Genomic DNA, 23,633 nt, shown 5'->3' with positions numbered 1-23,633 from the left:
GCTCTATCCTGCCGCCTCGCCCGTCGCCGTGTCCTCGGGGGTCCGCGCCTCCGCCAGTGCCACCGCCGTGCCGACCAGACCGATGTGGCTGAAGGCCTGCGGGAAGTTGCCCAGCTGACGCTGTCCGGCGGTGTCGTACTCCTCGGCCAGCAGCCCCACGTCGTTACGGAGGGCCAGCAGCCGCTCGAACAGCTCGGTGGCCTCCTCGGTGCGCCCCGTCATCCGCAGCGCGTCCGCCAGCCAGAACGAGCAGGCCAGGAAGGCGCCCTCGTCGCCCGGCAGGCCGTCGATCGAGGGGCCGTCGGTGCTGTACCGGCGCACCAGCCCGTCACTGCCCAGCTCGGCGCGGACCGCGTCCACCGTCCCGACGAGCCGGGGGTCGTCGGGCGGCAGGAAGCCGGTCCTGGCGATCAGCAGGGTCGCGGCGTCCAGGTCCCGTGATCCGTACGACTGGGTGAAGGTGTTGCGCACCGGGTCGTACCCCTTCTCGCAGACCTCCCGGTGCACGGCGTCCCGCATCGCCCGCCAGCGGTCGGCGTCGCCGGTCAGCGACGGGTCCTCCTCCAGGCTGCGCACGGCCCGGTCGGCCGCCACCCAGGCCATCACCTTGGAGTGCACGAAGTGGCGGCGCTGGCCGCGGATCTCCCACAGCCCCTCGTCGGGCTCGCGCCAGGTGGACTCCAGGAAGCCGAGCAGGCTGAGCTGGAGGTTCCAGGCGTGCGGTTTGTCGCCCAGGCCCGCGTCGCGGGCCAGCCGCAGCGAGTCGATGACCTCCCCGTACACATCGAGCTGACGCTGACGGACCGCGGCGTTGCCGATCCGGACCGGGGCGGAGTTCTCGTAGCCGCGCAGCCACGGCAGTTCCGATTCGGGCAGTCTGCGCTCGCCCGCGAGCCCGTACATGATCTGCAGGTCGGCCGGGTCCCCGGCGACGGCGCGCAGCAGCCAGTCCCGCCAGGCGCCGGCCTCCTCCAGATAGCCGGCCGAGATCAGGGCGCCGAGGGTGAGCGTGGAGTCCCGCAGCCAGCAGAAGCGGTAGTCCCAGTTCCGTACACCCCCGATCTCCTCGGGCAGCGAGGTGGTGGGGGCCGCCACGATGCCGCCGGTCGGGCCGAAGGTGAGGGCCTTCAGGGTGATCAGGGAGCGCATCACCGCCTCCCGGTAGGGCCCCTGGTACTTGCAGCGCGCGGACCACGTGGCCCAGTCGGCGAGGGTGTTCTCCAGCGCCTCGAAGGGATCGACCAGATCGGGCCGGGGCGAGTGCGAGGGGTGCCAGGTCAGGACGAAGGCGACCTGTTCCCCGGCGGAGACGGTGAACGAGGAGCAGGTGGAGAACTGCTGGCCCCAGGTCTTGACCGGTGGCTCGCTGCGCAGCCAGGCGGAGTCCGGCCCGGCGACCGCCACCCGGTGGCCCTGCGAGCGGCGCACCCAGGGCACGACGGAGCCGAAGTCGAAGCGCAGGCGGATCACCGAGGACATGTCGACGGTGCCGCTGACCCCCTCGACGATCCGCATCACGTCGGGTGCGGCGTCGCGCTGCGGCATGAAGTCGATGACCTTGACCGTGCCGGTACGGGTCTCCCAGAAGGTCTCCAGGACGAGGGATTCACCGGCGTAGGCACGCCGGGTACAGGTGTCCGCGCCCTGCGGTGCGATGCGCCAGTGACCGTTGTCCTCGTCACCGAGCAGGGCGGCGAAGCAGGCGCCCGAGTCGAAGCGGGGCAGGCAGAGCCAGTCGACAGAACCGTTCTTTCCGACCAGGGCGGCTGTCTGGAGATCGCCGATGAGGGCGTAGTCCTCGATGAGTGGTGTCACGTTCTGGCGTGTTCCCGAACATCGCCCAGGCTAAGCAGCCGTTGTCCGACGTGCGGCGGGAGTCACCCCGCCGGACGACCGTGCGGGCACGGACCCGTACGGGTCCGACGCGCCGTCAGGCCTTCGCCGGCTCCGGCTTCCCGGGCTCCGCCGGGGAATCCTGCGCCCCGGCGGCCTCTGCCGCGGCCGCCACCAGGTCGCGCTTCTCCCGGCGGGCCAGCACCACGTAGCCGACCGGCACCCCGGCGGCGAACAGCCACCACTGCACGGCATACGCCATGTGCGGGCCGATGGAGCTGTCGTCGGGGGCCTCGATCAGCTCGGGCCTGTCGCCGGACGGCACCGGCCCGGTCTGTTCCAGGTAGCCGCCGAGCACCGGCCGGGAGAGCAGCTTGGCCTGCTGGGCGCTGTTGATCAGCATCACCTGGCGGTCCGGCAGGTCCGAGAGGTCCTTGATGCCGCTGCTGCCCGTCGTCTCGTCGGCCTTGAGCCGGCCGGTGACCGTCACCTCGCCCTTGGGTGCGGCCGGTACGTCGGGGAAGGCGCGCTGGTCGTCGGCGGTGGCGATCCAGCCCCGGTTGATCATGACCGTGCCGCCGCCCTTGAGGTCGAACGGGACGAGCACGTGGAAGCCGATGGACCCGTCGGTGGACGTCCTGCGCCGCACCACGACCTCGTGCTTCTCGTCGTACGTCCCGGTGGCCTTCACCGCGCGCCAGTAGTCGGAGCGCGGAACGACGTGGCCGGGCGAGGTGAGCGAGGCGACCGGAACCGGTTTCGCCTTGAGGTTGTGCGAGATCAGGGCGTTCTGCGCGACCTTGTGCTCATGCCGGTGCAGCTGCCAGAAGCCCAGCTCGATCATCGTGGGGATCATGACGAGGGCGAGGAGGGCGAGGATCAGCCACTGCCGGGTCAACAGGAAGCGGTACACCCCATGACGGTACAACCGCGTCATGGGGTGCATCGCGGAGGGGGTCGGCTGAGCGGCGCTCAGACTTTGTCGATGATGCCCACCTTCCCCTCCGCGCGGGCGCAGTGACCGCCGCAGAACCAGTGCCCGTCGACCTCCACGCCCTGGCCGATGACCTGGACCCGACAGTGCTCACAGATCGGTGCCATCCGGTGAATGGCGCAGGAGAAGCAGTCGAAGACGTGCACCGCGCCCTGCGCGTGCACCTCGAAGGACATCCCGTAGTCGTTTCCGCATACCTCGCAACGTGCCATGCGCCACAGGGTGGGACGCGAGGGCGCCGGCGGGCGAGCGGCGGGCGGGCGAGTCGCCCCCGGTTCACTCCGATGACGGCGTGGCCGACGAGCCCTTCGCAGACTCGGCCACGTCCCGCAGGAGATGGGTGAACGCGCTCTCCTCCAGGATCGGGGTGCCGAACGACTTGGCCTTCACCGTCTTCGACGTCGCCGCGTCCGGATCATTGGTGACGAGCAGGCTGGTCAGCCGGGAGACGCTGGTCGCCACATGCAGCCCGGCCTCCACCGCGCGGTCCTCCAGCAGCTCCCGGTCGATCGAGGTGTCCCCGGAGAACGCCACCCGCATGCCCTGCATGAGAGGTTTGTCCTTCTCGTACCGTCCCGGGTTGGGATACGGGCAGGCCGGACGCTTACGCGAGGGGCGCCAGCCGGCCTGGCCGCCGCCGTACGGGGCCTGGTGGCCGATCCGGGGGGTGACGGGGGAGTCCGACCACTCGGTCAGCGGCCGGCACTCCAGCAGCGGCAGCCTGAGCCCGCCGCCCGCCGCCGCGTGCAGACTCGGGCGGAACGCCTCGGCCAGCACCCGGGCGTCGTCCAGCGCGTGGTGCGCGCGCTGCTGTACGACCCCGAAGTGCGCGGCGAGCGACTCCAGCTTGTGGTTGGGCAGCGGCAGCCGCAGCTCCTTGGAGAGCGCGATGGTGCACAGCCGCTGCTGGACCGGGGCGATCACCGAGGCGCGCGCGTACTCCCGGGCGAGCATCGACCAGTCGAAGGCGGCGTTGTGCGCGACCAGGACCCGGCCGGTGAGCCGTTCGGAGAGCTGGGCGGCGATCTCCGGGAAGAGCGGGGCGCCTTCGAGCACGTCACTGGTCAGCCCGTGGATCCACACCGGGCCGGGGTCCCGCTCCGGGTTGACCAGGCTGTACCAGTGGTCCTCGACATTGCCCTGCGCGTCCAGGCGGTAGACGGCGGCGGAGATTATCCGGTCGTCCCGTGCGAGGCCGGTGGTCTCCACGTCGACGACCGCGTACCCCTGCGGGTAGGCGGTCGGCCACGGTGCTGCGGTCTGGCGGTCGTCGAGCATGGTCACAGAGAATACGGGCCGGGACCGACAGTCCCCTATTCGGCCGTCGCCCCCGGGTCGTCCTCCGGCGGTCCGGAGGCCGCCAGCAGTCCGTCCACCAGCGCCCGCAGCGAGGTGGCGAACAGCCGGTCGGGGTCGGCCGGCCGGGCCAGTGAGCGGGCCAGCGCCGGATCGCCGCCGGCCGTCGACCCGCCCCACAGGTCACTCTCGCCCGGTGACTGGACGGGGGACCGCTCCCGGTTCCGCTCCACCAGCAGGAAGCCGACGGTGTGGAACTGCACCGCCCGGACCGCGTCGGCCGCGCGTGCGCCGCGCAGCCCGGCGGCGTGCACCTCGTGGACGAGTGCCCGCTGCGCCGGCAGGAACATCCGTTCCGTCAGTCCCCGTTCGTGGACCATCGCGATCAGATGCGGCCGGGCGCGCAGTTCGCGGCGCAGTCCGCGGGCCACCGAGGCGATCCTCGCGGCCGGGTCCCGGCCGACGGGGCGCAGCGTCCCCATCTCCTGGACGGTGCGCTCCACGAGGGCGTCCAGCAGCGACTCGCGGTTGCCGACGTGCCAGTAGATCGAGGTGACGGCGGTCCCCAGCTCGGCGGCCAGCTTGCGCATGGTGAGGGTCTGCGGACCGTGCTGCCGCACCAGTCCAGCGGCGGCCACCAGGACCTCCTCGCGGGTCAGCGCCGATCGCGCCACAGCTCCTCCAGGTCCAGAACTCCGTTACACGCACGGCTATTTACCCTTCATCGTCGTCGGTGTAACTGTGTTACAGAGCCCGGCGGAGAGCCGGGACGCGGACGACGCAGAAAGGTGGCACCGCATGGCACGGGTACGGTACGGCGCGCGCACCGAGGCCGAGATCGCGGCATCCCGCGAGGCCCGCTCCAGGCTCCCCGACATCTGGTCGACCGGCGTCACCGCCGTCTGGGAGAGTGACCACGAGGCGGTGGCGGCCGTCCTCCCGCCGCCCCTGAAACCCGCCGGGCGCCCGCTGGTCCGGGCGAGCGTCAGCAAGGTCGACCTGCCCGGCTATCCGCTCGGCGCGGGCTCCGTCGCCGTCGCCGCCGTCCACGACGGGCACGAGGGCTGGTACCCGCTGGTCATGCCGATGACCCACGAGCGGGCGCTGACCGGCGGTCGCGAGGTGTTCGGTGAACCGAAGAAGCTGGGCGAGGTGAGCGTCGAGCGCGAGGGTCTCGTCGTCCGGGCCGCCCTCGTCCGCCACGGCATCGCCTTCGTCGAGATCCGGGGAGCCGTCGACGGACCGCTCCCGCTGCCGGAACCGAGCACGAAGCTCGACTTCTACTTCAAGTTCCTGCCCGCCGTGGACGGCGACGGCTTCGACTCCGGACCCGTGCTGATCCACTGCACCCGGCACGAGAAGGTCCGCAAGCTGGAGCGGATCACCGGCGACGTGGTGCTGCGCGAGTCGGTGTACGACCCGGTCGCGGACCTGCCGGTGCGCAGGCTGCTCGAACTCACCATCGGGGAGAAGACCAGCGACCAGCAGGGCAGGGCGGTGGAGCGGGTCAGCGCCGACGCGCTGCTGCCGTACGTCCACCAGCGCTACGACGATCCGCAGCAGATCCACGACGGACCGCCCGAGGGGAGCGTCCGATGAGGCTGGAGGAAGGGCAGACCGCTGTCGTCACCGGGGCCGCGAGCGGTATCGGCCTCGCCATGGCCCGCCGGTTCGCGGCCGAGGGGCTGAACGTCGTCCTCGCGGACGTCGAGGAGGGCGCGCTCGACAAGGCCGCCGGTGAACTGCGCGAGGACGGCGCACGGGTGCTGGCCGCCGTCGTCGATGTTGCCGAGCGCGACTCCGTACGGGCCCTGGCCGACACCGTCTACGAGACCTTCGGCGCCGTGCACGTGCTGTGCAACAACGCCGGGGTCGGCTCCGGCGCGGAGGGCCGGATGTGGGACCACGAGCCGAACGACTGGAAGTGGGCCTTCGCGGTCAACGTGTGGGGCGTCTTCCACGGCATCCAGGCCTTCGTGCCGCGCATGCTCGCGGACGGTGCCCCCGGCCACATCGTCAACACGTCTTCCGGCGACGGCGGGATCGCCCCGCTGCCCACCGCCTCCGTCTATGCGGTCACCAAGTCCGCCGTCGTCACCATGACCGAATCGCTGTACGCGCACCTGCGGGCGGAGGGCGCCGCGGTCGGCGCCTCCGTCCTCTTCCCCGGCCCGCACATGCTCCGCACCGGGCTGTGGGAGTCGCACCGCAACCGCCCCGAGCGATACGCCAAGGAGCGCCCGCGCCGCACCCCGTACCGCAGCCTCGACCAGTGGGAGAGCGCGATGAAGGCGGCGGGCCAGGAGGTGGAGTTCACCCCCGTGGAGGACGTCGCCGCGACCGTCGTGGACGGCATCCGCGCCGACCGCTTCTGGATGCTCCCCGACAGCGAGCGCAGCGACAGCCAGATCCGGGCCAGGTCGCAGTCGATGCTCGACCGGTCCAACCCGTCGTACCTGGAGAACTTCATACTCGACTGAGGAGTGAGTGATGACGACCGATGACGACCCGTACCTGATCATCTCCTCCGACTGCCACGCCGGACTGCCCACAGAGGAGTACCGCCCCTACCTCGACAGCCGCTTCCACCGCGAGTTCGACGACTTCCTCGCCGGACGCGACCGCCGCCGCGAGGAGATGACCCGCCTCGGGGTCCGCAACGAGGCCTTCGCCGACAAGTGGTTCCAGGACAACGAGGAAGGGCTCAGGGGCGGCTGGGACTCCACGCAGCGGCTCAAGGAGCTGGACGGCGACGGGGTGGCGGCCGAGGTCGTCTTCCCCGACGCGGACGCTGTGGACAGCCGCACCGCCGCCCCCTTCGGCGTCGGCCTCGGCCTCTCCGGCGACCAGGACCCCGAGCTGGGCATGGCCGGAGCGCAGGCCCACAACCGCTGGCTCGCGGAGTTCGTCTCCCAGCACCCCGAACGCCACTGCGGGGTCGCCCTGCTGCCCGTCACCGGCGAGACCGGCCGGGTCGTCGCGGAGATCCACCGAGCCAAGGAATCCGGCCTCGGCGCCCTGATGATCCCGTCCATGTGGGTGGACAAGGCCCCGTACCACGACCGCCGCTACGATCCGGTCTGGGCGGCCGCCGCAGAGACCGGGATGCCGGTCGTCACCCACTCCGGCGCGGCCCCGCGCCACGAGTACGGCGACCACCTCGGCATCTACGTCTCCGAGGTCACCTGGTGGCCCTCGCGCCCGCTCTGGTTCCTCCTCTGGTCGGGCGCCTTCGAACGCCATCCCGGGCTGAAGTTCGGCGTGGCCGAGTCCGGCTGCTGGTGGCTGCCGAACCTCCTCTGGTTCATGGACCGGCTCTACCTCGGCGCCCACGGCGGCAAGAAGCTCTCCCCGTTCGCGGAGCTCAAGCGCCCGCCGCACGAGTACCTCGACCGCCAGGTGTTCATCTGCGCCACCAACACCAAACGCCGCGAGCTCGCCCAGCGCTACGAGATCGGCGTCGACAACATCCTCTGGGGCAGCGACTTCCCGCATCCCGAGGGCACCTGGCCGAACACCGCGAACTGGCTGCGCGACACCTTCCACGACATCCCCGTCACCGAGACCCGCCGGATGCTCGGCCTGGCCGCCGCCGAGGTCTTCGGCTTCGACACGGACAGGCTCGCACCCGTGGCCGCGCGCATCGGCCCCACCCCCGCAGACCTGGGCCAGAGCGCCGACCAGGCGGCGGTGGAGGCGTCCTGGGCCCGCTCGCGCGAGGTCGGCCGGCACTGGCTGACCGACCACGACTTCCCGGTCCTGGGGGCGTCATGACCGATCCCCGGCATGAGCACGCCACGCGGGACACGGACCGCTACACCGTCATCTCCGCCGACTGCCACGCCGGCGCCGACCTCCTCGACTACAAGCCGTACCTGGAGTCGGCTTACCACGACGACTTCGACGCCTGGGCGGCCACCTACGTCAACCCGTACGAGGACCTGGTGGCCGACACCGCCGACCGCAACTGGAACTCGGACCGCCGCCTCGCGGAACTGGAGGCGGACGGCATCGTCGCGGAAGTCGTCTTCCCCAACACCATCCCGCCCTTCTTCCCCTCCGCCTCCCTGATGGCACCCGCACCCTCCCGGGCGGAGTACGAACAGCGCTGGGCCGGGCTGCGCGCCCACAACCGCTGGCTCGCCGACTTCTGCGCGGCCGCGCCCGGCCGGCGCGCGGGCGTCGCGCAGATCCTCCTCAACGACCCGGCAGAGGCGGCCCGCGAGGTCCGCCGCACCAAGGACGTCGGGCTCACCGGCGGCATCCTGCTGCCCGGCGCCCCGCCCGGCTCCGGCGTACCGGAGCTGCACTCCCCGGCGTACGACCCGCTCTGGGCGGCCTGCGCCGAGCTGGACGTACCGGTCAACCACCACGGCGGCTCGGCCTCGCCGCCGCTGGGCGACGAACCCGCGGCCCGCGCCGTCTTCATGGTGGAGACCACCTGGTTCTCGCACCGGGCGCTGTGGCACCTGATCTTCGGTGGGGCGTTCCGCCGTCACCCCGGGCTGCGGCTCGTCCTCACCGAACAGGGCTCGGGCTGGATCCCGGGCATCATGGACATGCTCGACTACTACCACGGCCGGCTCGTCGCGGCGGCCTCCCGGGCGGCCACCGCGGAGTCCAAGTTCGGTGCGGGACTGGCCGGTTCGATGGGCGCGAGCCCCAGCGAGGTATGGCACGAGAACTGCTACGTGGGCGCGAGCTTCATGCGCCCGCACGAGGTGCCGCTGCGCGACCGGATCGGCCTCGACAAGATCATGTGGGGCAGCGACTACCCGCACGACGAGGGCACCGCCCCCTACTCGCGGGAGGGCCTGCGCATCGCGTACGCCGGGCTGCCGCCCGCCGAGGTCGCGGCGATGACCGGCGGCAACGCGGCCCGCGTCTACGGATTCGACCTGCCCGCCCTGGACCGGATCGCCGCGCGCGTGGGCCCGACGGTGGCGGAGATCTCCGAACCCCTGAAGGAGGTCCCCGCAGGCGCGACCAGCCCCGCGTTCGCACCGGGTGGGTCGGTACGCGTCTGGTGAAGGTCCTGGGTGAGACCATCCCCGGATGAGCGATACCCAGGCGCACCACGAACCGCACAGCTCGGGCATGGGCGCACGGCTGAACTGGCTGCGCGCCGCCGTCCTCGGCGCCAACGACGGTGTGGTCTCCACCGCCGGTCTCGTCGTCGGCGTGGCCGGTGCCACCGACGACCGCAGCACCTTGCTGACCGCAGGCCTGGCCGGGCTGCTGGCCGGATCCATGTCGATGGCCGCGGGTGAGTACGTCTCCGTCTCCACCCAGCGCGACTCGGAGAAGGCCGCACTCGCCACGGAGAAGCGCGAGCTCCAGGAGACGCCGGAGGCGGAACTCGCCGAGCTCACCGGACTGCTGGAGGGCAAGGGGCTGAGCCACCAGGTCGCCCGCGAGGCCGCTGTCCAGCTCACCGAACGCGACGCGCTGCGCGCCCACGCGGAGGTGGAGCTGGGCATCGACCCGGACGACCTGACGAACCCCTGGCACGCGGCGGGCGCCAGCTTCCTCGCGTTCACCGCGGGCGCGCTGCTGCCGCTGCTGGCCATCGTGCTGCCCCCGACCTCGCTGCGGCTGCTGGTGACGGTCCTGTCCGTGCTCGCCGCGCTCGCCCTGACGGGCTGGTGGAGCGCCCGGCTGGGCGAGGCGTCGGTGGGGCCTGCGGTGCTGCGGAACATGGGCGGGGGCGCGCTGGCGATGGCGGTGACGTACGTGGCGGGGGAGTTGCTGGGGGCGGCGGGGGTGTGAGCGCCTAACAGCGGCTAACAAAATGAGTTGATCTGTCGGTGGGTGATCAGGCAGCAGGCGAGCTTGAGGAAGGCTTCGTGGATGTCGGCTCGGCGTTCCCAGCGGATGCGGAGGCATTTGAAGCCGTGGAGCCAGGCGAAGGTGCGTTCGACGACCCAGCGGTAGGTGCCCAGTCCGGTGCTGCACGTCGAAAGTGCCCTCCGCCTGGACCGACAGATCCCCTCAACAAGGTTTATCGTCCCAAGTCAGGAAGGCACTTTCGCGTTTCCGCCCGAACAGCTCCCGTAATCAGACGAAACGGCGAGTCTAATGGAGCTCCTACTGAACGGTGATCTTGGTCGACACGGTTCTAGTGGGAGCTCCATCTCTGCTTCAGGGGGCTTGACACATCAACCCAGCACCTGACTACACGGCGTTGATACTAGTCTCCGACGAAGTACAGATACCCCGATTTGCGAATGGCTAGCTGAGCAGCCTCAAGCACCTGATGGATCTTCGGTGTGACCTCGTTCGGAGGCAGAGCAGCCAGCTCCTCGACCAATCGATACAGCTGATACGAGTTGAACATCGTCTCCCCGTGCTGCATCACACCACGCCTGAGACTGGTTTCCGGCGCTGTTCGGCACATTTTGCCGAAAGATTCTTCGGCATCATCGCCAATGAATTCGATCTGGTCGCGCCTGACGTCCCTGACGTAGATTCCCAGGCCCATCGCCGACTCCTCTTCTTTTCACTAGGGGATAGGATACATGGTGATCACGTCGCCCCATTTACTGCAGACCAACATGACTCTGCTGGTGGCTCGCGCACCCTGCTGCGCCGACGTGACGCCTACGTTGGCGATTCCGCTATCGAAGACGCGCTCGTAGTAATTGTTCGCGTTGGGACCGGTCATCTGGGTCTCAAGACCTTTTTGGAATACATGTTCCAGCTGGTCATTCGTCAGGTCATTCCGGAAGAGTCCCTTGGTGTAGTCGGTTATTCCGCCGCCAGGGAAGTGATAATCCCTGAGGTCGTCGATGGCCCGTTCGTCCAGTTCCGGGAATGTGAAGTCGCACGGCAGCGGCCAAGGGACACCGTCCTTGGCTTGAGCTGTCCTGGCCGAGGCGCTCGCGACGTCTTTTCCGGCCGCTGAAGGCTTTGTCGGGCAGGACGGCGCTTCCGGATCTTTCTTCAGCTTCTCGAGGAGCTTCCTGAATTCCTTCAGGACACGCTTGCCCCTCGCAGACGCTTCGAAGAACTCGGTGATTCCCAGCGTCACCCGAGCGATGGCGACACTGAGTGCCGGGAGTTTGGCGACGATGACGGCGAGGCTCAAGGCGTTGACAGCCGTCCAAAGACACGCCTCGATATCGCCTTCGCTGAAGCAGGCGCTCGCGTCGGTGTAACCGATCGTGTCGAGGAGGATGGCACCACCATGGGCCCTGACCCAATCCAGGACGTCCTTGCCGGCGAGCCCCAGTGCTTCCTTCCACTGATCCACGCAGGTCTGGCCGCACTCCTTGCGCAGCAGCGCTTCCTCGTCACTGCTCAGCGGCGCCCCGGTGTCAGGCGCGCCAGCGTTCACGCGTGCCTTGCGCTGCTCTTCCAACCGCTCCTTGGCGGCTTCCTCAGCACGAGTGGCGGCCTGGTCCGCCTCGGTGGCGCTTTGCTGGGCGTTAGCGGCGGCGGTCTCCGCTGCGGTGGCGTCCCGTTCCGCCGCGGCTGCCACGATGCCGGCCTGGCTGGCGTCGGCCTCGGCTGCGTTGGCCGCGCTACGGGCTCCCGCAGCGTCCTTTTCCGCATCGGTCGCCGCGTCGCGGGCAGCGGTGGCCTGGCTTTCGGCGTTGGTGGCCGCGGAATTGGCGGCCGCTGCGTCGGCCTTCGCCTGGATGTCGTACTGAGTGGCGTTGTTCGCGGCCTTCACCGTGGCGGCTGCGTCGACCGCAGCTGCTGCGGCGGAGACGCGCGCCTGTTTGACTGACTGTGCTGCCTTGGCCGCCTGCGCCGCGGCCGTAGCGGCGGCTTCGGCGGCGAGTTTGGCATCGGCACTGGCACGGCCCGCAGCCGCCTTGGCAGCCTGGGAAGCCTTCTCCGCCTCGTCGGCCTTCACCTGAGCGGCGGCGGCCTGCTGTTCCGACAGGGTCTTGGCGCTTTGGCCGACCAAAACGGCCATGCCGGCCGAAGCATCGATGTTCTTGTAGGGGCTGCCGAGCGAGATGGCTTCGTTCGCCGGGTTGATGACCGTCGTGGCGGCGTCGCTGGCCGCGGTGGCTGCCTCGGCCGCGGCGAACGCGTATCCGGCGGTCACCGCACTTTCGATCAGGGCCTGCTTGGCCTCCGTTCCGGCCACGGCCGCGTCGGCCTTGGCCTTGAGCGCGTCCGCTGCGGCGATACGTGCGAACGCTTCAGCCGCCCGCACGTTCTGGGCCGCCAGCTGGGAGGCCTCGATGGCGTCGGCCGCCGCGGCGTGCGCCAAGGTGGCCTGTGCGTGGGTGGTGGCTGCGGCCGCCTGGGCACCGTCGGACGCCGCCCGGGAACGGCTGGCCGCGGCTGTGGACTCGGTGGCTGCCTTGCGGGCGGCGATCGCCGCAGTGCTGGCGGTGTTGGCTGCCGATCGAGCGCGGGTGGCAGCGTGGCTGCGTCGTTCGCCGCCGTTCGGGCCTCGGTTGCGGCAGTGCGTGCTGCCGCGTCCTCGGAGGTGCCCTGCGCGGCTGCGGCAGCAGCTTCGAACGCCGACGCCCGGGAGGCGGCCGCGTCCTTTCTGCGTTCAGCTGCGACCGCTTCATCTCTGGCGGCAGCCGCCTGGCCTTCCGCGACCATCGCGGAGCCCAGCTTGGTGCTGGCGGTTGCTCCGGCGGTCTGCGCTCGCTCCAAGGCAGCGTCTGCTGCTGCCTGTTCGCTCTTCGCCCGCGTCTCAGCCGCTGCGGCCTTGGCCCGTTCGGCATCGGCCCGCTGACCTGCCGCGGCTGCCGTGACACCTTCGGACTTGGCCGTCTGTAGTTTCGTGTGTGCCACTTCAGCCGAGGCCTTGGCCTTGGCTTCAGCGGTCTCGCCGCGGGTACGGGCTGCCTTGGCCGCTGCCGCGTTCTTGGCCGCCTCTGTTGCCTGCGTGGCCGCAGCCTTGGCGGCAGCGGTGGCCTGCGCCGCGCTCTCCTGAGCGGCGGCACGACGGTACTGCGCTTCCAGGGCGTTGGCCTCGGCCCGAGCCTGGGAGAACAGTGCGCCGCTGTCGGCCACGGTGGCCTTCGACGCGAGCAGTGCGGTGCCGGCCGCCTTGTACGCGGCCTCGGCTCCTGATGCAGAGGCCTTGGTGACCTGGGCCGACTGCTGCGCGTACTGCAGGCCGCGCCCACGCGGGGCTCCGGCCGCGGCTGCGACCTTGGCGGCCCAGGTCTGCGCAGTGTCGACCTTGGCCGACTGGGCCTTCGCGGAGTCCGTGTACTTCTTCGCCAGCGCGATCTGCGCGGTGATTCGAGTCTGGGTGTTCTTCAGCTCGGTGTCGATCTTGGTCTTCTCGGCAGCGGTCGGCTTCCAGGTTGAGCCCTTCTTCCGCTGCCAGGTCAACACCTCTTCAGCGACCCACGCCTGGCCGACGGCCTTGACCATCGCGTACGAGGCGTTCCACATGTCGTTGTACGCCTGCGACTCCGCCGCGACGATGGCGTCGCGGAACGCGGCCTGGCCGTCACGTTCGGCCTTCCATTCGGCGCGCGCGGTGTCCACGACGTTGTCCATGACCCGGTAGGGGTCGGCCGGGTTTTCCGGATCGCAGTTGGACCAGCGGATCTTGAGGGCTTCGACCTCGGTGCGGAACTCTATCGAATCCGGCACGGGCGCGACCTTGGCGAACCCGCCGGACTGCAGGAACATCCGGGCGTCGTCGGCGGACATGCCGACTGAGAGATCCGTCAGCTTGCCGGCGGAGCCGCCGACCGCCCTTCGCCAGCTCGGTCTGGAACCGGTCGAGCGCCGTGAAGTACTCGTCGCTGCCCTTCGTCGCCTCGATGATGCTCGAGACTCGCGCCTTCGCCTCGGCACCGGCCCGCGGCACCAAGTCAGCGAAGACCGCCTTGCTCGTCCGGTCGTGTGAGTTCCGCCGGAACGTGCGCGTCGCGGTGTCGAACTCCGGTGCGTCAGAGTGGTGTTCGAAGGCGTTGATCTGCGCCAGCCAGCGCGTCTGCTGTTCGGTGTTGAACCCGGGCGGCGGCGGGGCGGTCGCCCAGTCCTTGTCATCGGCGATATCGAGGGGGGTCTTGCCCGCACTGTTCTGCGTCACCGCCGAATGCCGGTCCGCGTCCTTGCCTGCGAGTGCGGTCAGCGCCGCGCTCTTCACTAACGGGCCTCCGCTGTGCAGGATATGGCCTACCCTGCACGCATCCGCCCGCGACTGCTCAGCAGCCGTCGAGCTTGGGGTCCACGTGTTCCAGTTGTTCGCATCGGCTTTGCCGAAGTTCGTCCAGATGCTCCACTCGGGCCAGGGCCCCCACTTAAGGTCCGGCAGTCCGGGCGGGGCGCCCTGGGGCGCCAGTTGTGCCGCCCCGGAGCGTGCGGCAGCCGAGAACTGCCCCGCCACCGCACTCGCGTCGGCCGTTGACGCAATCAGTGACAGCGTGGTCGCTGTCGCTGTCACCACGAGAATGCGCTTCAGGGCCCGGTGGACCATCCTCGGTCTAGCTAGTCGTGATCTACTCATATGTCCTTTTTCTCTCGATGGTTGTCCTCCACGGCGCCGTCGAGTAGGTCGCGTCGACGCCGCCTGTTCCGAAGCCATCGCCGCTGGGCATCCGAGGTACTGGCAGACGCGTAGCTGGGCGCAGGAATCCGGAAGGATGGGGTACGGGAAAGTCCCGCGTTGGGAAGAGGTCTCCCTCAGTCCCTCGGCACGGCGGGGCCGCCGCTCGTCAGGACGCCAGGAATCGCCGCCTGGCGCACGGGGCGCGCCAACCGCTGGGTACAGATCCGGTGAGGGAACACCCATTGCCGTGCGCCGGGCGCCGCCTATGGGGGGCCAGCACGCTACGAATGCGGCGCGGTCACGACCAGGCTGTTTTTGGCGAGTTCGTAGGCGGGCAGCAACCTCTCGTGCTCCGCAGTGTCGAGGCCACCCAGGTGGAGGATCGCCGTGCCTTGCGGTGTGGTGAGAGCCAAGGCCCGCTCGCGCCGGGGTTCGTCCGGCTCAAGGCCAGCGCTCAGGTACGTGGTCTCCTCGGCGGACAGCGCGCCGACAACGGTCGGGCGATCGTGGCGGTCGCTGATGTCCCTCTCGCCGGCCAGGAACGCGTCCAGCACCTGCCGCGCGCTTCCGTCGGTCTTGGGTCCGCTCCACACTCGGAGGAAGCCGACCAGCCCCGCGGGCTTCGTGTCGATCTCGCACGCCAACGTGACCGGGCCCTGCCGGAACCCTCCGCTGGGGTCTACGCTGTTGGACACCGGCCTCGGCACCCAGGTCGCCGCGAGGTCAAACGACACCGGCAGCGCGCACGGGGTTTCCCGGCCGCCGAGAGTTCCCCCCCCTCAGGGATGGCTTGGTCCCGTCCTGCCAGACCTCGTCTGCCGACGACGCCGCGCCCGAACCGGACGAGCAGCCCGTCGTAGCGCTTAGCAAGGTCGCCGCGTACACCGCAGCCCACACCGATTTCCGCATTTCGCTGCCCCCCGGGCCAGACACAACCACGCAGTTCGTGGTCAAGCCGCGCAAACGTATCCGGCGCCCCTGACCGGGGCAACCCTCCCTAAGGCCTGTATGAAGGTGTGGTCTCGCGGGCTCCAGCCTGGGAGGGGTGGGGTCCTGGTCCTGGACACCGACGCCACCCTGATCACCTGCCACTCCGAGAGGGAGGCGGCCGCACCCACCTACAAAGGCGGCTTCGGTTTCCATCCTCTGGTGTGTTTCCTGGCCAAAACCGGCGAGGGCATGTCGGGCTGGCTGCGGCCCGGGAACGCCGGAGCCAACATGGCTGGCCTCGGACCACATCGCGGTGCTGGACGACGCGCTCACGCAGATCCCCGACGCCCACCGGCACGGCACCGACATCCTGATCCGCACCGACAGCGCCGGATCCGCGAAAGCCTTCCTCACCCACGTCCGCAACCTGCGAACACGCAAATCCGCACCTCCTTCTCGGCCGGATACGCGGTCACCGAGCCGGTCCGCCGCGCGACCCGCGCCCTGCCCGACCCGGTCTGGCACCCCGCTCTGGACCAGGACGGCACCCTCCGCGAGTCTGCCGAGGTCGCCGTGCTGACCGGCATGACCGACCTCGCCGGCTACCCGGCCGGCACTCGCATCATCGTCCGACGTGAACGTCCCCACCCCGGAGCCCAGCTCTCGCTCTTCGACCGGCACGAGAGCATGCGGCACCATGCATTCCTCACCGACGCCCCGTCCGCCTCCGGCCCGGCCCAGTTCCTTGAGATCCGCCACCGCGGACACGCATGCGTCGAGGACCACATCCGGTGCGGCAAGACCACCGGATTCGGCCGCTCCCCTCCCGCCGCTTCGGCCTCAACGCCGCCTGGCTCGAACTCAGCCTCGCAGCGATCGACCTCCTGGCCTGGACCCGCGTCCTCCTGCTGGACGGCGAACTCGCCACTGCCGAAACCAAGAAACTCCGCTGCCGGCTCCTGCACGGCGCTGCCCGGATCACCCGGGGCGGCCGCCGCTTCCACCCTCGGATATCGGCTACCTGGCCCTGGCGACATGAGCTCGCGGCCGCATTCCACCGCCTGACTGCCCCGCCCCGCCTGCTGACTCACCGCCCCCGCCCACCTCGACTCAAGGACCTCGGAGAACCCGACCCCAAGTCGGGCCTTCACCATGCCCACCGGCCGACGCGGCCTCAAACAGCCTCGCCCAGCCGCCCAGCAACCCCAACTGAAACGCCGAGGCTAACTCGTCAACGGCCACGACAACCCGGACTGTGCCCTTCCGCCGCTGGTAAATGTGAGGCGGATCAGCCTGCTGTCGCTGGACGAACCCCGCCAAGGCCGGTGCGGACCGAGGCGGGGCATCGAATGATCAGAAGTGGGGGTTCTCGGTCGGCCGGTCGGCCTCGGTTGCTGCCTGGAGCAGTTCGGTGAGGTCGTCGGGTTCGGAGGAGCGCTGGTCGATCCACCACCCGGCGCGGGTGATGGTGCGAGCGGCTTCCTCGATCTCTTCCCACGCCGTTTCGCTGGTCTCGCCTTCGAGGACCAGAACGGTGTGGGCGGCGGCCAGGACCTCCAAGCGCTGCTGAGGCCGCCACCCCGCACCGTCTTGCACTGGATCCACAAAGTTCCCGCCCGCCGGGCCGTCCTTGAGGCCCTGGCGACGGACCACGGACCGGCCACCCACAAGATCCTCGACCGCTTCGCCACCGCGCCCCACCATCGAATACCTGCGGGCCGCACTGGTGGCAGCAGGAGCCCTGCCCGCCCGCGACGAGCAACTGGCTCGACTGGAACGCTGGTTGGCCAAGACCATCGCCCGCGTCTCGTCCGCCGAGGAGCGCAGAATCCTGCGCAACTACACGAACTGGCAGCCGTTGCGACGACTCCGCAGCCTGCCCGCCGGACAGTTGGTCACCCACGGCCGGGCCGAGACCGTACGAGTCGAAAATCCGGAACGTGGTCCGCCTGTTGGAATGGCTCCACGATGGTGGCACCACCCTGGCTTCCTGCACCCAGGACCAGGTCGACGCCTGGCTCAGCGACGGCCCCACTACCCGCGCCACAGTCCGCCCATTCCTGCTCTGGACCAGCAGACGCGGCCACAGCCGGCCACTGACCGCACCGGTCATCAGCAACTACTTCGCCGCGCGCATCATCAGCAAGGACCGACGCTGGGAGCTGGTCCGATTTCTCGTCCACAACGAGCAACTCCACGTCGCCGACCGGGCCGCCGGCCTGCTCCTGCTGTTGTTCGCCCAGCCCGTGGGCCGCATCAGCCGCCTCACCACCGAGCACGTCGTCGACCCCGGCGACACGCTCGCTCTGAAGCTTGGGCGCATCCCCGTTGAGATTCCCGCGCCCCTGGACGACCTGATCCGCCAGCTCGTCGAGCGGCGCAACGGGCGCGCGGCCACCGTCCCGATCGAGGAACCCAACTGGCTTTTCCACAGTATCTACCCCGGACAGCCGATCGACCCGCACACCCTCGGCCGGCGCCTGAAGGCCATCGGCGTCCCGCCTCAACTCGCACGCCAGGCTTCGCTGATGGATATTGCCTCAGAGATGCCCGCGTTCGGCATCAGCCGACTGCTCGGCTTCCACCAGTCCACCGGAGAGAACTGGACCCGTGAAAGTCAGGGCTTCGGCGTCGACTACGCCGCAGAAGTCAGTCGCCGCTGACTCGACATGCCACAGTTCCTTCGAGCGGGGCTTTCCGGCAGCGACCACATGCCTTCCGGGGCCTGCGCGGAAATGAGTCCGCTTGGTGCTGTGCGGGGTCTCGCAGCCGATCCGAGACCTGTTCCAGTGCTCCGGCCTCCTCGACGTCACTGTCGGCACGCCCCGCATTGTCGAGGTCTTGACCCAGGCGGGTGAGGCGCCGGGACTCCGATGCGTCCGCTGACCGGTACGGGGCCCGCGGTGTTCTGCCGCCGTCGGCGCCGATGCTTGGCGCCGCGTTGCGCCGGCGGCATTGAGCGCCGGCGCAACGCGGGCGGGGTGGGCGGGTATTTCAGCAGGTGATGATGAGCCCGGTCAGGACGGTGCAGGAGACGGTCGCCTGGTCGTTGGCCGGGTTCGGGTCAGTCGGACTGCTGGTGGTGCGGGTGGCGGTGGCGGGCAGGGAGCCGAGGGAGATCAGACTCTGCTTGGCCGTGAAGGTCGTGGTGGCCGCGGCACCGGATGCCAGCGAGCTGTAGGTGCAGGTGACGGTCTTGGCGCTGTTGTTGTAGCCGCAGGTGGCGGGCAGTCCGGTCACGCCGCTGGTGCGGGCGGGCAGTTTGGTTGTGACGGTGGCGGTGGCGAGGGTGTCGGGGCCGTTGTTGGTGGCGGTCTGGGTGTAGATGATCGAGGTGCTGGCGGCGGGGCCGGCGGTGGCCTGCAGGCCGACGGCGAGGTCGGCCTCGGGGTTGTCGTCGAGGACGGTGAAGGTGAAGGAGGCGGGGGTGAAGTCCTCGGGGTAGGTGTTGATCGCGCCGTAGGGCTCGATCGTGTAGGTGCCGGGCTCGGCGTCGGCGGCGACGGTCGTGGTGATCGACGCCTTGACGCTGCCGTTGGCGGGGACGCCGCCGTCCACGTCCGGATCGGGGTAGCCGTAATAGACGTCGAGACTCTGGTAGCCGCTGTTCTGGGAGATCTCGCAGCCGATCGGGTCGGGCTCCTGGAGACCGGTGCAGTCGGTGGAGTCGGTGAGGATGGCGCCTTCGTAGAAGAATCCCGACTCGGAGAAGGTCGGTTCACCGGTGTCGTTGGTCGTCGTCGCCGTGATGGTGACGGTGTCGCCCGGCTTGGCCGCCAGGGTTGAGAACTCCAGCGTGTGGTGGGCGCTCTGCGCCACTACGGCGTTCGCCGCGCTCACCGCTGACACCGCGGTGTTCGTTGTCGGCGCGGCGGTTGCGGGGAGAGCCGCGGTGGCCATGGCCGCAGCCACGGTGACCGCGGTGGCGAGAGCGCGCACGGCCAGGGTCTTCTGGCGCAGGAAGGGCTGGTTCCTCATGCGGTGATGCCTTTCGGTACGGGGTGGCTGGTAGTGGTGACCGCTGCGGGCACGGTTCTGCCCCTGGTTCACGGGGGCGGCCGGTGGTGGGGTCAGGGGGTGACGATGGGGAAGTCCGGGTCGCCGGGGTCGAGGACATCGGCGAGGCGGTCGAGGGCGGTGGTGTCGCCGTCGCTCTGGATGCCGGCTTCGGCGAGGGCGTCCGGGGTGAGATTGCCCAGGGCGAGGGCGGGAAGTTGGCGGGTGGTGGTGGTCAGGGTGAGTTCGGCGGGGTCCTGCTGGGGAGCGGTGGTGTGGGTGAGGACGCCGTTGGTGAGGGTGAGCCGGTAGGTCTGCTGCGTGTCGGTGAGGACGATGTCGAGGGCGAGGTGTTCGTCCCAGGCTTCGGGTCCGTTGATCTGGACGGCGAGGGCGTCGAACAGGAGACCCGGGCTGAGGTTGGCGATGATGTCGGCGGAGGCGGTCACGGTCGGGGTGCCGAACTGGCCCTCGCGCAGTTCGGTGGTGCCGGAGAGGTAGAAGTTGCGCCAGGTGCCGTTCTCCGCGCCGTAGCCGAGCTGTTCGTAGGTGTCGGCGAGCAGGTCTCGGGCGCCCGTGTGGTCGGGCTGGGCGAAGACGACGTGGTTGAGGAGTTCGGCGGCCCAGCGCAGGTCGCCGGCCTCGAACGAGGCCCTCGCCAGGGTGGCCACGGCGTCGGCGCCGCCCATGCATTCCACGTACCGCTTCCCGGCCTCGGTCGGGGTGTGCTGCCACAGGTGGGCGGGGTTGCCGTCGAACCAGCCCATGTAGCGCTGGTAGATCGCCTTGAGGTTGTGGCTGACCGACCCGTAGTAGCCCCGGGTGGACCACTCCTTCTCCAACGCGGGCGGCAGCTGGAGGTGTTCGGCGATCTCCGGGCCTGTCCAGCCCTTGTTGATCAGCCGCAGGGTCTGGTCGTGGAGGTAGCCGTAGAGGTCGCGCTGGACGGTCAAGAAGTGCCGGACGCGCTCCGCGCCCCAGGTCGGCCAGTGGTGCGAGGCGAACGCGACGTCCGTGGTCTCCCCGAACAGGTCGATGCTCTCGGTGAGGTACTGCGACCAGTTGTGCGGGTCCCGCACGACGGCGCCCCGCAGGGTGAGCAGGTTGTGGAGGGTGTGGGTGGCGTCCTCGGCCGTGCACAGGGCCCGCAGGTCGGGGAAGTGGATGAGCATCTCCGAGGGGGCCTCGGTGTCCGGCGCCATCTGGAAGACCATCCGGACCCCGTCGACGGTCTCCTCCTGCCCGGTCGTGGTGATCTCCACGGTCGGCGCGATGAGGCTCACCGTGCCCGTCGCGGTGGTCTGCCCCAGACCGGCGCCGACCTGCCCCTGCGGACCGCGGGCGAGCGCCGCCCCGTACATGTAGGCGGCACGGCGGGCCATCGCGGTGCCCGCGTACACGTTCTCCGCCACCGCGTGCTCGGTGAACCCCTCCGGGGCCAGCACCGGGACCCGGCCCGCGTCGACGTCCTCCTGCGTGGTGACCCCCTTCACCCCCGCGAAGTGGTCGACATGGGAGTGCGTGTACACGACCCCGGAGACCGGGCGCTCACCGCGGTGCTCCCGGTAGAGGGCGAGCGCGGCCGAGGCGGTCTCCGTGGACAGCAGCGGGTCGATCACGACGATCCCAGTAGTGCCCTCGACGAACGTGACGTTCGACAGGTCCAGGCCGCGCACTTGGTAGATGCCCTCCACGACCTCGAACAGACCTTGCTGCGAGACGAGCTGCGACTGGCGCCACAGGCTCGGGTTGACCGTGTCGGGGGCCTCACCCTCCAGGAAGGCATAGGTGTCGTTGTCCCAGACCGGGCGCCCGTCCGTGCGGCTGACCGCGTTCGGCTCGCGGCGGGCGATCAGCCCTCGCGCAGCGTCCTCGAAGTCTTGCCGGTCCGCGAACGGCAGACGCTGCCGCAGCGCGGCCTGCTGCTGGACGATGAACGGCTGAGCGGGCTTGGACGAAGAAGTCATATCGGTACCTATCTGTCGTCTCCGTTGACGAAAGCCCTCCGGCGAGAACCGGATTCAGATTCACGAAAATCGCAAACTGTGTCAATAACCACTTTCAAGACAAAAAGGGGTATCTCGCGCGGCGGACCGGAGGGGGCCGCGAGACAGCCGCTAGCGGTTCGGATCAACCAGCTCACGGCCGCCAGCGTCCCGCGTACGCTGAGCGATCCGGCGCCGTCCGGACCGGGACGACGAGAGAGCCGCCGTTCAGGCGGGTTCCGCCCGCCTGAACGGCAAATGGGGCTGGGTCGTCTAGTACGGCATCAGGGTGAGGGGCGGGAGCGCGACGGTGACGGGCACCGTCCCCTTGTCGCTGTTGTAGACCTTGTACTCGAAGTCGGCCGAGTTGGATCCCAGTGGCTGGGCGGAGACGTACGGCCACAGTGTGAACTTGATCGTGTAGAGGCCGGAGATGCCTGTCGTCTGCATCTGCTGCCGGTATTTCAGCGAGTAGATCTGGCAGAACGCGGTCACCGCCGAGGTGCCGGCCGGGAGGAGGTTGTGCAGCAGTCGAAACTCCGGCTGCTGCATGATCTGCAGCTGGTCGCTGGCCGAGGTCCCACCGAAGACGATGGAGTTGTAGTCGTTTTTGACCTCGTCCTTCCGGTACGGCCAGAACTCGCTCTCCCAGCTGCCGAAGAACTCGGCGAACTCGGCGAAGCCCGGCGGCATGGCATCGCCCAGGCGCCTGACAATGACACTCATACGCTTCTCCTTCGTCCCGTCCACTGTCTTGCCACGGCGTCACCGCAGTCCTCGTGCATCTCAGATTCACTCGGCCAGCCGCACTGACGCGTTGGAACAGACCAGCGCCTGCCCGTGATGAGCGCATCTGTGCCAGCCTCCGGCCAGGTAGGCGCGAATTGACCAGTGCGCGGCTGAGGACGCGCTCTTGCAATGTGAGAGAGCAATTCGTGAGCCGCCATAATCGGCCGTGCGTACGATCCGGACGCAGGTGGCGGGGACTGAGCGGGGCGTTAGGCGCGCGTGGCATTGAGCCGCGACCCGACCGAAGGACGGGTGGGCGAAGGGCTGCTTAAGGCGTGGGGCGCGCACCCCAACATCACCCGGACATCTCCAGCCGGCGGCGAGCCGATCATCGGGCACCCGCTGTCTCCGTCGGAAGGAGGAGAAGCCGACGGCTGGCGGGGGCTGCGAGATCCTTGACCGGATCTCGCAGCCCCCGCCGGACAAGTTCAGCGTGCGCCGTGGTCAGGAGAAGGTAAGGGTGCCGACGGTGTAGATGCTGGACATGCCGCCGAGCCCGGCGTTGCACCGCAGTACGTCGGTGGCCGGCCCGCTTTGGTTGCCGATCACGGTGTCGCCAGCGAACAGGCCGCCAGCCACGACTCCGGTGAGCACCGAGGCATACACGGCTCCAGCGATGGTGGTGTTGAAGTTGAGCGACAGGCTATTGGTCTGACCCGTGTTCGAGGTGGACGTGGAGGTGACGGAGCCGGCGAGGGTGTCACAGGTGGGCGTCGAGGAACTCCACCATCTGGCCCTTGGACTGCGGGCCGACCTTCTTTGCGATCACTGCACCGTCCTTGAACAGCAGCAGGGTCGGCACGGCCTGTAGATCGTAGTGCGGGGGCGTGGCGGGATTCCGGTCGATGTCGAGATCGCCGATGGTGAGCCGACCGTCGTAGTCGGCGGCTAGCTCGTCCAGGACCGGGACCATCATCTTGCTCGGACCGGCCCACTCGGCCGAGAAGTGCACCAGCACCGGCAGCGGCGCCTTCAGCACCGCCGCCTGGAACGTGTCGTCGGAGAGCTCGATCGTCTTGCTTGCCATCACTACCTCCATGGATCCACAGCCCCGTCAGGGGCACGTCGGAAGGTGATGCGCGGCCACCGGCCAGCGGTGCGCACCGCGGCCGGGCGGCCACCAACTCTCTCTACCCCGGGCACGGGCCGGACAACGCCGCGATCGGGCAGCCCTGCGGCCAATTCAGGTGCCGCAACTCGGCCTGCTCTGCAGTCCTTGGCCCGGATCACTCCAACCGGCTGCCTTCGCGACGCCATGCACAGAGCCGAGGGGCACGTGGCAGGACCGCACGCGTATTCCTGGCGGAGCCCGGCACCTACGGAC

General features: G+C 69.5%; 18 protein-coding genes and 3 pseudogenes. 7 read left to right on the top strand and 14 right to left on the bottom strand.

Going from position 1 to position 23,633, the window contains the following annotated elements; all coding sequences use genetic code 11:
- Positions 1-3 precede the first annotated feature (3 nt).
- From ACZ601_RS34100 to ACZ601_RS34080, 5 genes are all read right to left on the bottom strand, one after another.
- Entirely contained in the window at positions 4-1,815 is a 1,812-nt protein-coding gene (locus ACZ601_RS34100; protein WP_469545137.1) for a glycoside hydrolase family 15 protein, read from the bottom strand.
- A gap of 115 nt (positions 1,816-1,930) precedes the next feature.
- Positions 1,931-2,746 carry an SURF1 family cytochrome oxidase biogenesis protein gene (locus ACZ601_RS34095; protein WP_469545136.1) on the bottom strand — a complete coding sequence of 272 codons (816 nt, stop codon included), beginning with the start codon at positions 2,744-2,746 and terminating at the stop codon, positions 1,931-1,933.
- A 59-nt stretch (positions 2,747-2,805) separates the two neighbouring features.
- On the bottom strand, positions 2,806-3,039 hold the full coding sequence (locus tag ACZ601_RS34090; protein ID WP_078852816.1) for a hypothetical protein: 234 nt from the start codon (positions 3,037-3,039) through the stop codon (positions 2,806-2,808).
- A 64-nt stretch (positions 3,040-3,103) separates the two neighbouring features.
- A complete protein-coding gene (locus tag ACZ601_RS34085) occupies positions 3,104-4,111 on the bottom strand; it encodes a DEDDh family exonuclease (RefSeq protein WP_469545134.1) in 1,008 nt (335 codons plus the stop codon).
- 29 nt (positions 4,112-4,140) lie between these two features.
- Complete coding sequence (locus tag ACZ601_RS34080) at positions 4,141-4,797, bottom strand: TetR/AcrR family transcriptional regulator (protein ID WP_469545132.1); 657 nt, start codon at positions 4,795-4,797, stop codon at positions 4,141-4,143.
- A gap of 124 nt (positions 4,798-4,921) precedes the next feature.
- On the opposite strand from ACZ601_RS34080, the gene ACZ601_RS34075 reads away from it, so the two are divergent.
- From ACZ601_RS34075 to ACZ601_RS34055, 5 genes are read left to right on the top strand one after another with little or no spacing between them, the layout of a single operon-like run.
- On the top strand, positions 4,922-5,722 hold the full coding sequence (locus ACZ601_RS34075) for an acetoacetate decarboxylase family protein (protein WP_469545131.1): 801 nt from the start codon (positions 4,922-4,924) through the stop codon (positions 5,720-5,722).
- Positions 5,719-6,603: an SDR family NAD(P)-dependent oxidoreductase gene (locus ACZ601_RS34070; RefSeq protein ID WP_469545129.1), complete on the top strand. Its 885-nt coding sequence runs from the start codon at positions 5,719-5,721 to the stop codon at positions 6,601-6,603. The genes ACZ601_RS34075 and ACZ601_RS34070 overlap by 4 nt, the downstream gene beginning before the upstream one ends.
- Positions 6,604-6,613: 10 nt before the next feature.
- On the top strand, positions 6,614-7,897 hold the full coding sequence (locus ACZ601_RS34065) for an amidohydrolase family protein (RefSeq protein WP_469545128.1): 1,284 nt from the start codon (positions 6,614-6,616) through the stop codon (positions 7,895-7,897).
- Complete coding sequence (locus ACZ601_RS34060) at positions 7,894-9,153, top strand: amidohydrolase family protein (RefSeq protein WP_469545126.1); 1,260 nt, start codon at positions 7,894-7,896, stop codon at positions 9,151-9,153. Before ACZ601_RS34065 ends, ACZ601_RS34060 begins: the two co-directional genes overlap by 4 nt.
- Before the next feature lie 25 nt (positions 9,154-9,178).
- Positions 9,179-9,892 carry a VIT1/CCC1 transporter family protein gene (locus ACZ601_RS34055; protein WP_469545124.1) on the top strand — a complete coding sequence of 238 codons (714 nt, stop codon included), beginning with the start codon at positions 9,179-9,181 and terminating at the stop codon, positions 9,890-9,892.
- Between the two features lie 14 nt (positions 9,893-9,906).
- On the opposite strand, the pseudogene ACZ601_RS34050 reads toward ACZ601_RS34055, so the two are convergent.
- The 4 genes and pseudogenes from ACZ601_RS34050 to ACZ601_RS34035 all read right to left on the bottom strand — a co-directional run.
- Positions 9,907-10,071, bottom strand: a pseudogene (locus ACZ601_RS34050) (transposase); the annotation flags it as partial.
- Between the two features lie 242 nt (positions 10,072-10,313).
- Positions 10,314-10,604 (bottom strand): hypothetical protein, encoded by a 291-nt coding sequence (locus tag ACZ601_RS34045; RefSeq protein ID WP_383210228.1) that lies wholly within the window; start codon positions 10,602-10,604, stop codon positions 10,314-10,316.
- Between the two features lie 21 nt (positions 10,605-10,625).
- Entirely contained in the window at positions 10,626-12,350 is a 1,725-nt protein-coding gene (locus ACZ601_RS34040) for a hypothetical protein (RefSeq protein ID WP_469545122.1), read from the bottom strand.
- 2,540 nt (positions 12,351-14,890) lie between these two features.
- Positions 14,891-15,343, bottom strand: a complete 453-nt coding sequence (locus tag ACZ601_RS34035) for a lipoprotein (protein WP_469545121.1) — start codon at positions 15,341-15,343, stop codon at positions 14,891-14,893.
- A gap of 319 nt (positions 15,344-15,662) precedes the next feature.
- Here ACZ601_RS34035 and ACZ601_RS34030 point away from each other — a divergent pair.
- Positions 15,663-16,618, top strand: a pseudogene (locus ACZ601_RS34030) (IS1380 family transposase); the annotation flags it as partial.
- Between the two features lie 274 nt (positions 16,619-16,892).
- Here ACZ601_RS34030 and ACZ601_RS34025 read toward each other — a convergent pair.
- A pseudogene (locus ACZ601_RS34025) lies at positions 16,893-17,087 on the bottom strand (hypothetical protein); the annotation flags it as partial.
- A 392-nt stretch (positions 17,088-17,479) separates the two neighbouring features.
- Between ACZ601_RS34025 and ACZ601_RS34020 the strand changes: the two are divergent.
- Positions 17,480-18,202 carry a hypothetical protein gene (locus ACZ601_RS34020; RefSeq protein WP_469545119.1) on the top strand — a complete coding sequence of 241 codons (723 nt, stop codon included), beginning with the start codon at positions 17,480-17,482 and terminating at the stop codon, positions 18,200-18,202.
- Positions 18,203-18,533: 331 nt separating this feature from the next.
- Here ACZ601_RS34020 and ACZ601_RS34015 read toward each other — a convergent pair whose 3' ends face one another.
- From ACZ601_RS34015 to ACZ601_RS34000, 4 genes are all read right to left on the bottom strand, one after another.
- A complete protein-coding gene (locus tag ACZ601_RS34015; RefSeq protein WP_469545117.1) occupies positions 18,534-19,517 on the bottom strand; it encodes a hypothetical protein in 984 nt (327 codons plus the stop codon).
- Between the two features lie 92 nt (positions 19,518-19,609).
- The gene (locus ACZ601_RS34010) at positions 19,610-21,502 is read right to left on the bottom strand and encodes an alkyl/aryl-sulfatase (protein WP_469545115.1); all 1,893 of its coding nucleotides are present in this window, start codon (positions 21,500-21,502) and stop codon (positions 19,610-19,612) included.
- A 291-nt stretch (positions 21,503-21,793) separates the two neighbouring features.
- Positions 21,794-22,246, bottom strand: coding sequence for a hypothetical protein (locus ACZ601_RS34005; RefSeq protein ID WP_469545114.1), 453 nt, complete (start codon positions 22,244-22,246; stop codon positions 21,794-21,796).
- Between the two features lie 763 nt (positions 22,247-23,009).
- Positions 23,010-23,336, bottom strand: coding sequence for a thioredoxin family protein (locus ACZ601_RS34000; protein WP_469545112.1), 327 nt, complete (start codon positions 23,334-23,336; stop codon positions 23,010-23,012).
- Between the last annotated feature and the right edge of the window lie 297 nt (positions 23,337-23,633).

It is taken from the genome of Streptomyces sp. NPDC104307, assembly GCF_055584045.1.
Note: the sequence above shows the minus strand (reverse complement) of the source record. Positions and strands in the feature narration are given on the sequence as shown.

Excerpts from the sequence above, each read along its gene's own strand:
- ACZ601_RS34090 (WP_078852816.1), bottom strand. The coding sequence starts at position 3,039 with ATGGCACGTTGCGAGGTATGCGGAAACGACTACGGGATGTCCTTCGAG.
- ACZ601_RS34075 (WP_469545131.1), top strand. The coding sequence starts at position 4,922 with ATGGCACGGGTACGGTACGGCGCGCGCACCGAGGCCGAGATCGCGGCA.
- ACZ601_RS34070 (WP_469545129.1), top strand. The coding sequence starts at position 5,719 with ATGAGGCTGGAGGAAGGGCAGACCGCTGTCGTCACCGGGGCCGCGAGC.
- ACZ601_RS34065 (WP_469545128.1), top strand. The coding sequence starts at position 6,614 with ATGACGACCGATGACGACCCGTACCTGATCATCTCCTCCGACTGCCAC.
- ACZ601_RS34060 (WP_469545126.1), top strand. The coding sequence starts at position 7,894 with ATGACCGATCCCCGGCATGAGCACGCCACGCGGGACACGGACCGCTAC.
- ACZ601_RS34055 (WP_469545124.1), top strand. The coding sequence starts at position 9,179 with ATGAGCGATACCCAGGCGCACCACGAACCGCACAGCTCGGGCATGGGC.
- ACZ601_RS34045 (WP_383210228.1), bottom strand. The coding sequence starts at position 10,604 with ATGGGCCTGGGAATCTACGTCAGGGACGTCAGGCGCGACCAGATCGAA.
- ACZ601_RS34015 (WP_469545117.1), bottom strand. The coding sequence starts at position 19,517 with ATGAGGAACCAGCCCTTCCTGCGCCAGAAGACCCTGGCCGTGCGCGCT.
- ACZ601_RS34010 (WP_469545115.1), bottom strand. The coding sequence starts at position 21,502 with ATGACTTCTTCGTCCAAGCCCGCTCAGCCGTTCATCGTCCAGCAGCAG.
- ACZ601_RS34005 (WP_469545114.1), bottom strand. The coding sequence starts at position 22,246 with ATGAGTGTCATTGTCAGGCGCCTGGGCGATGCCATGCCGCCGGGCTTC.
- ACZ601_RS34000 (WP_469545112.1), bottom strand. The coding sequence starts at position 23,336 with ATGGCAAGCAAGACGATCGAGCTCTCCGACGACACGTTCCAGGCGGCG.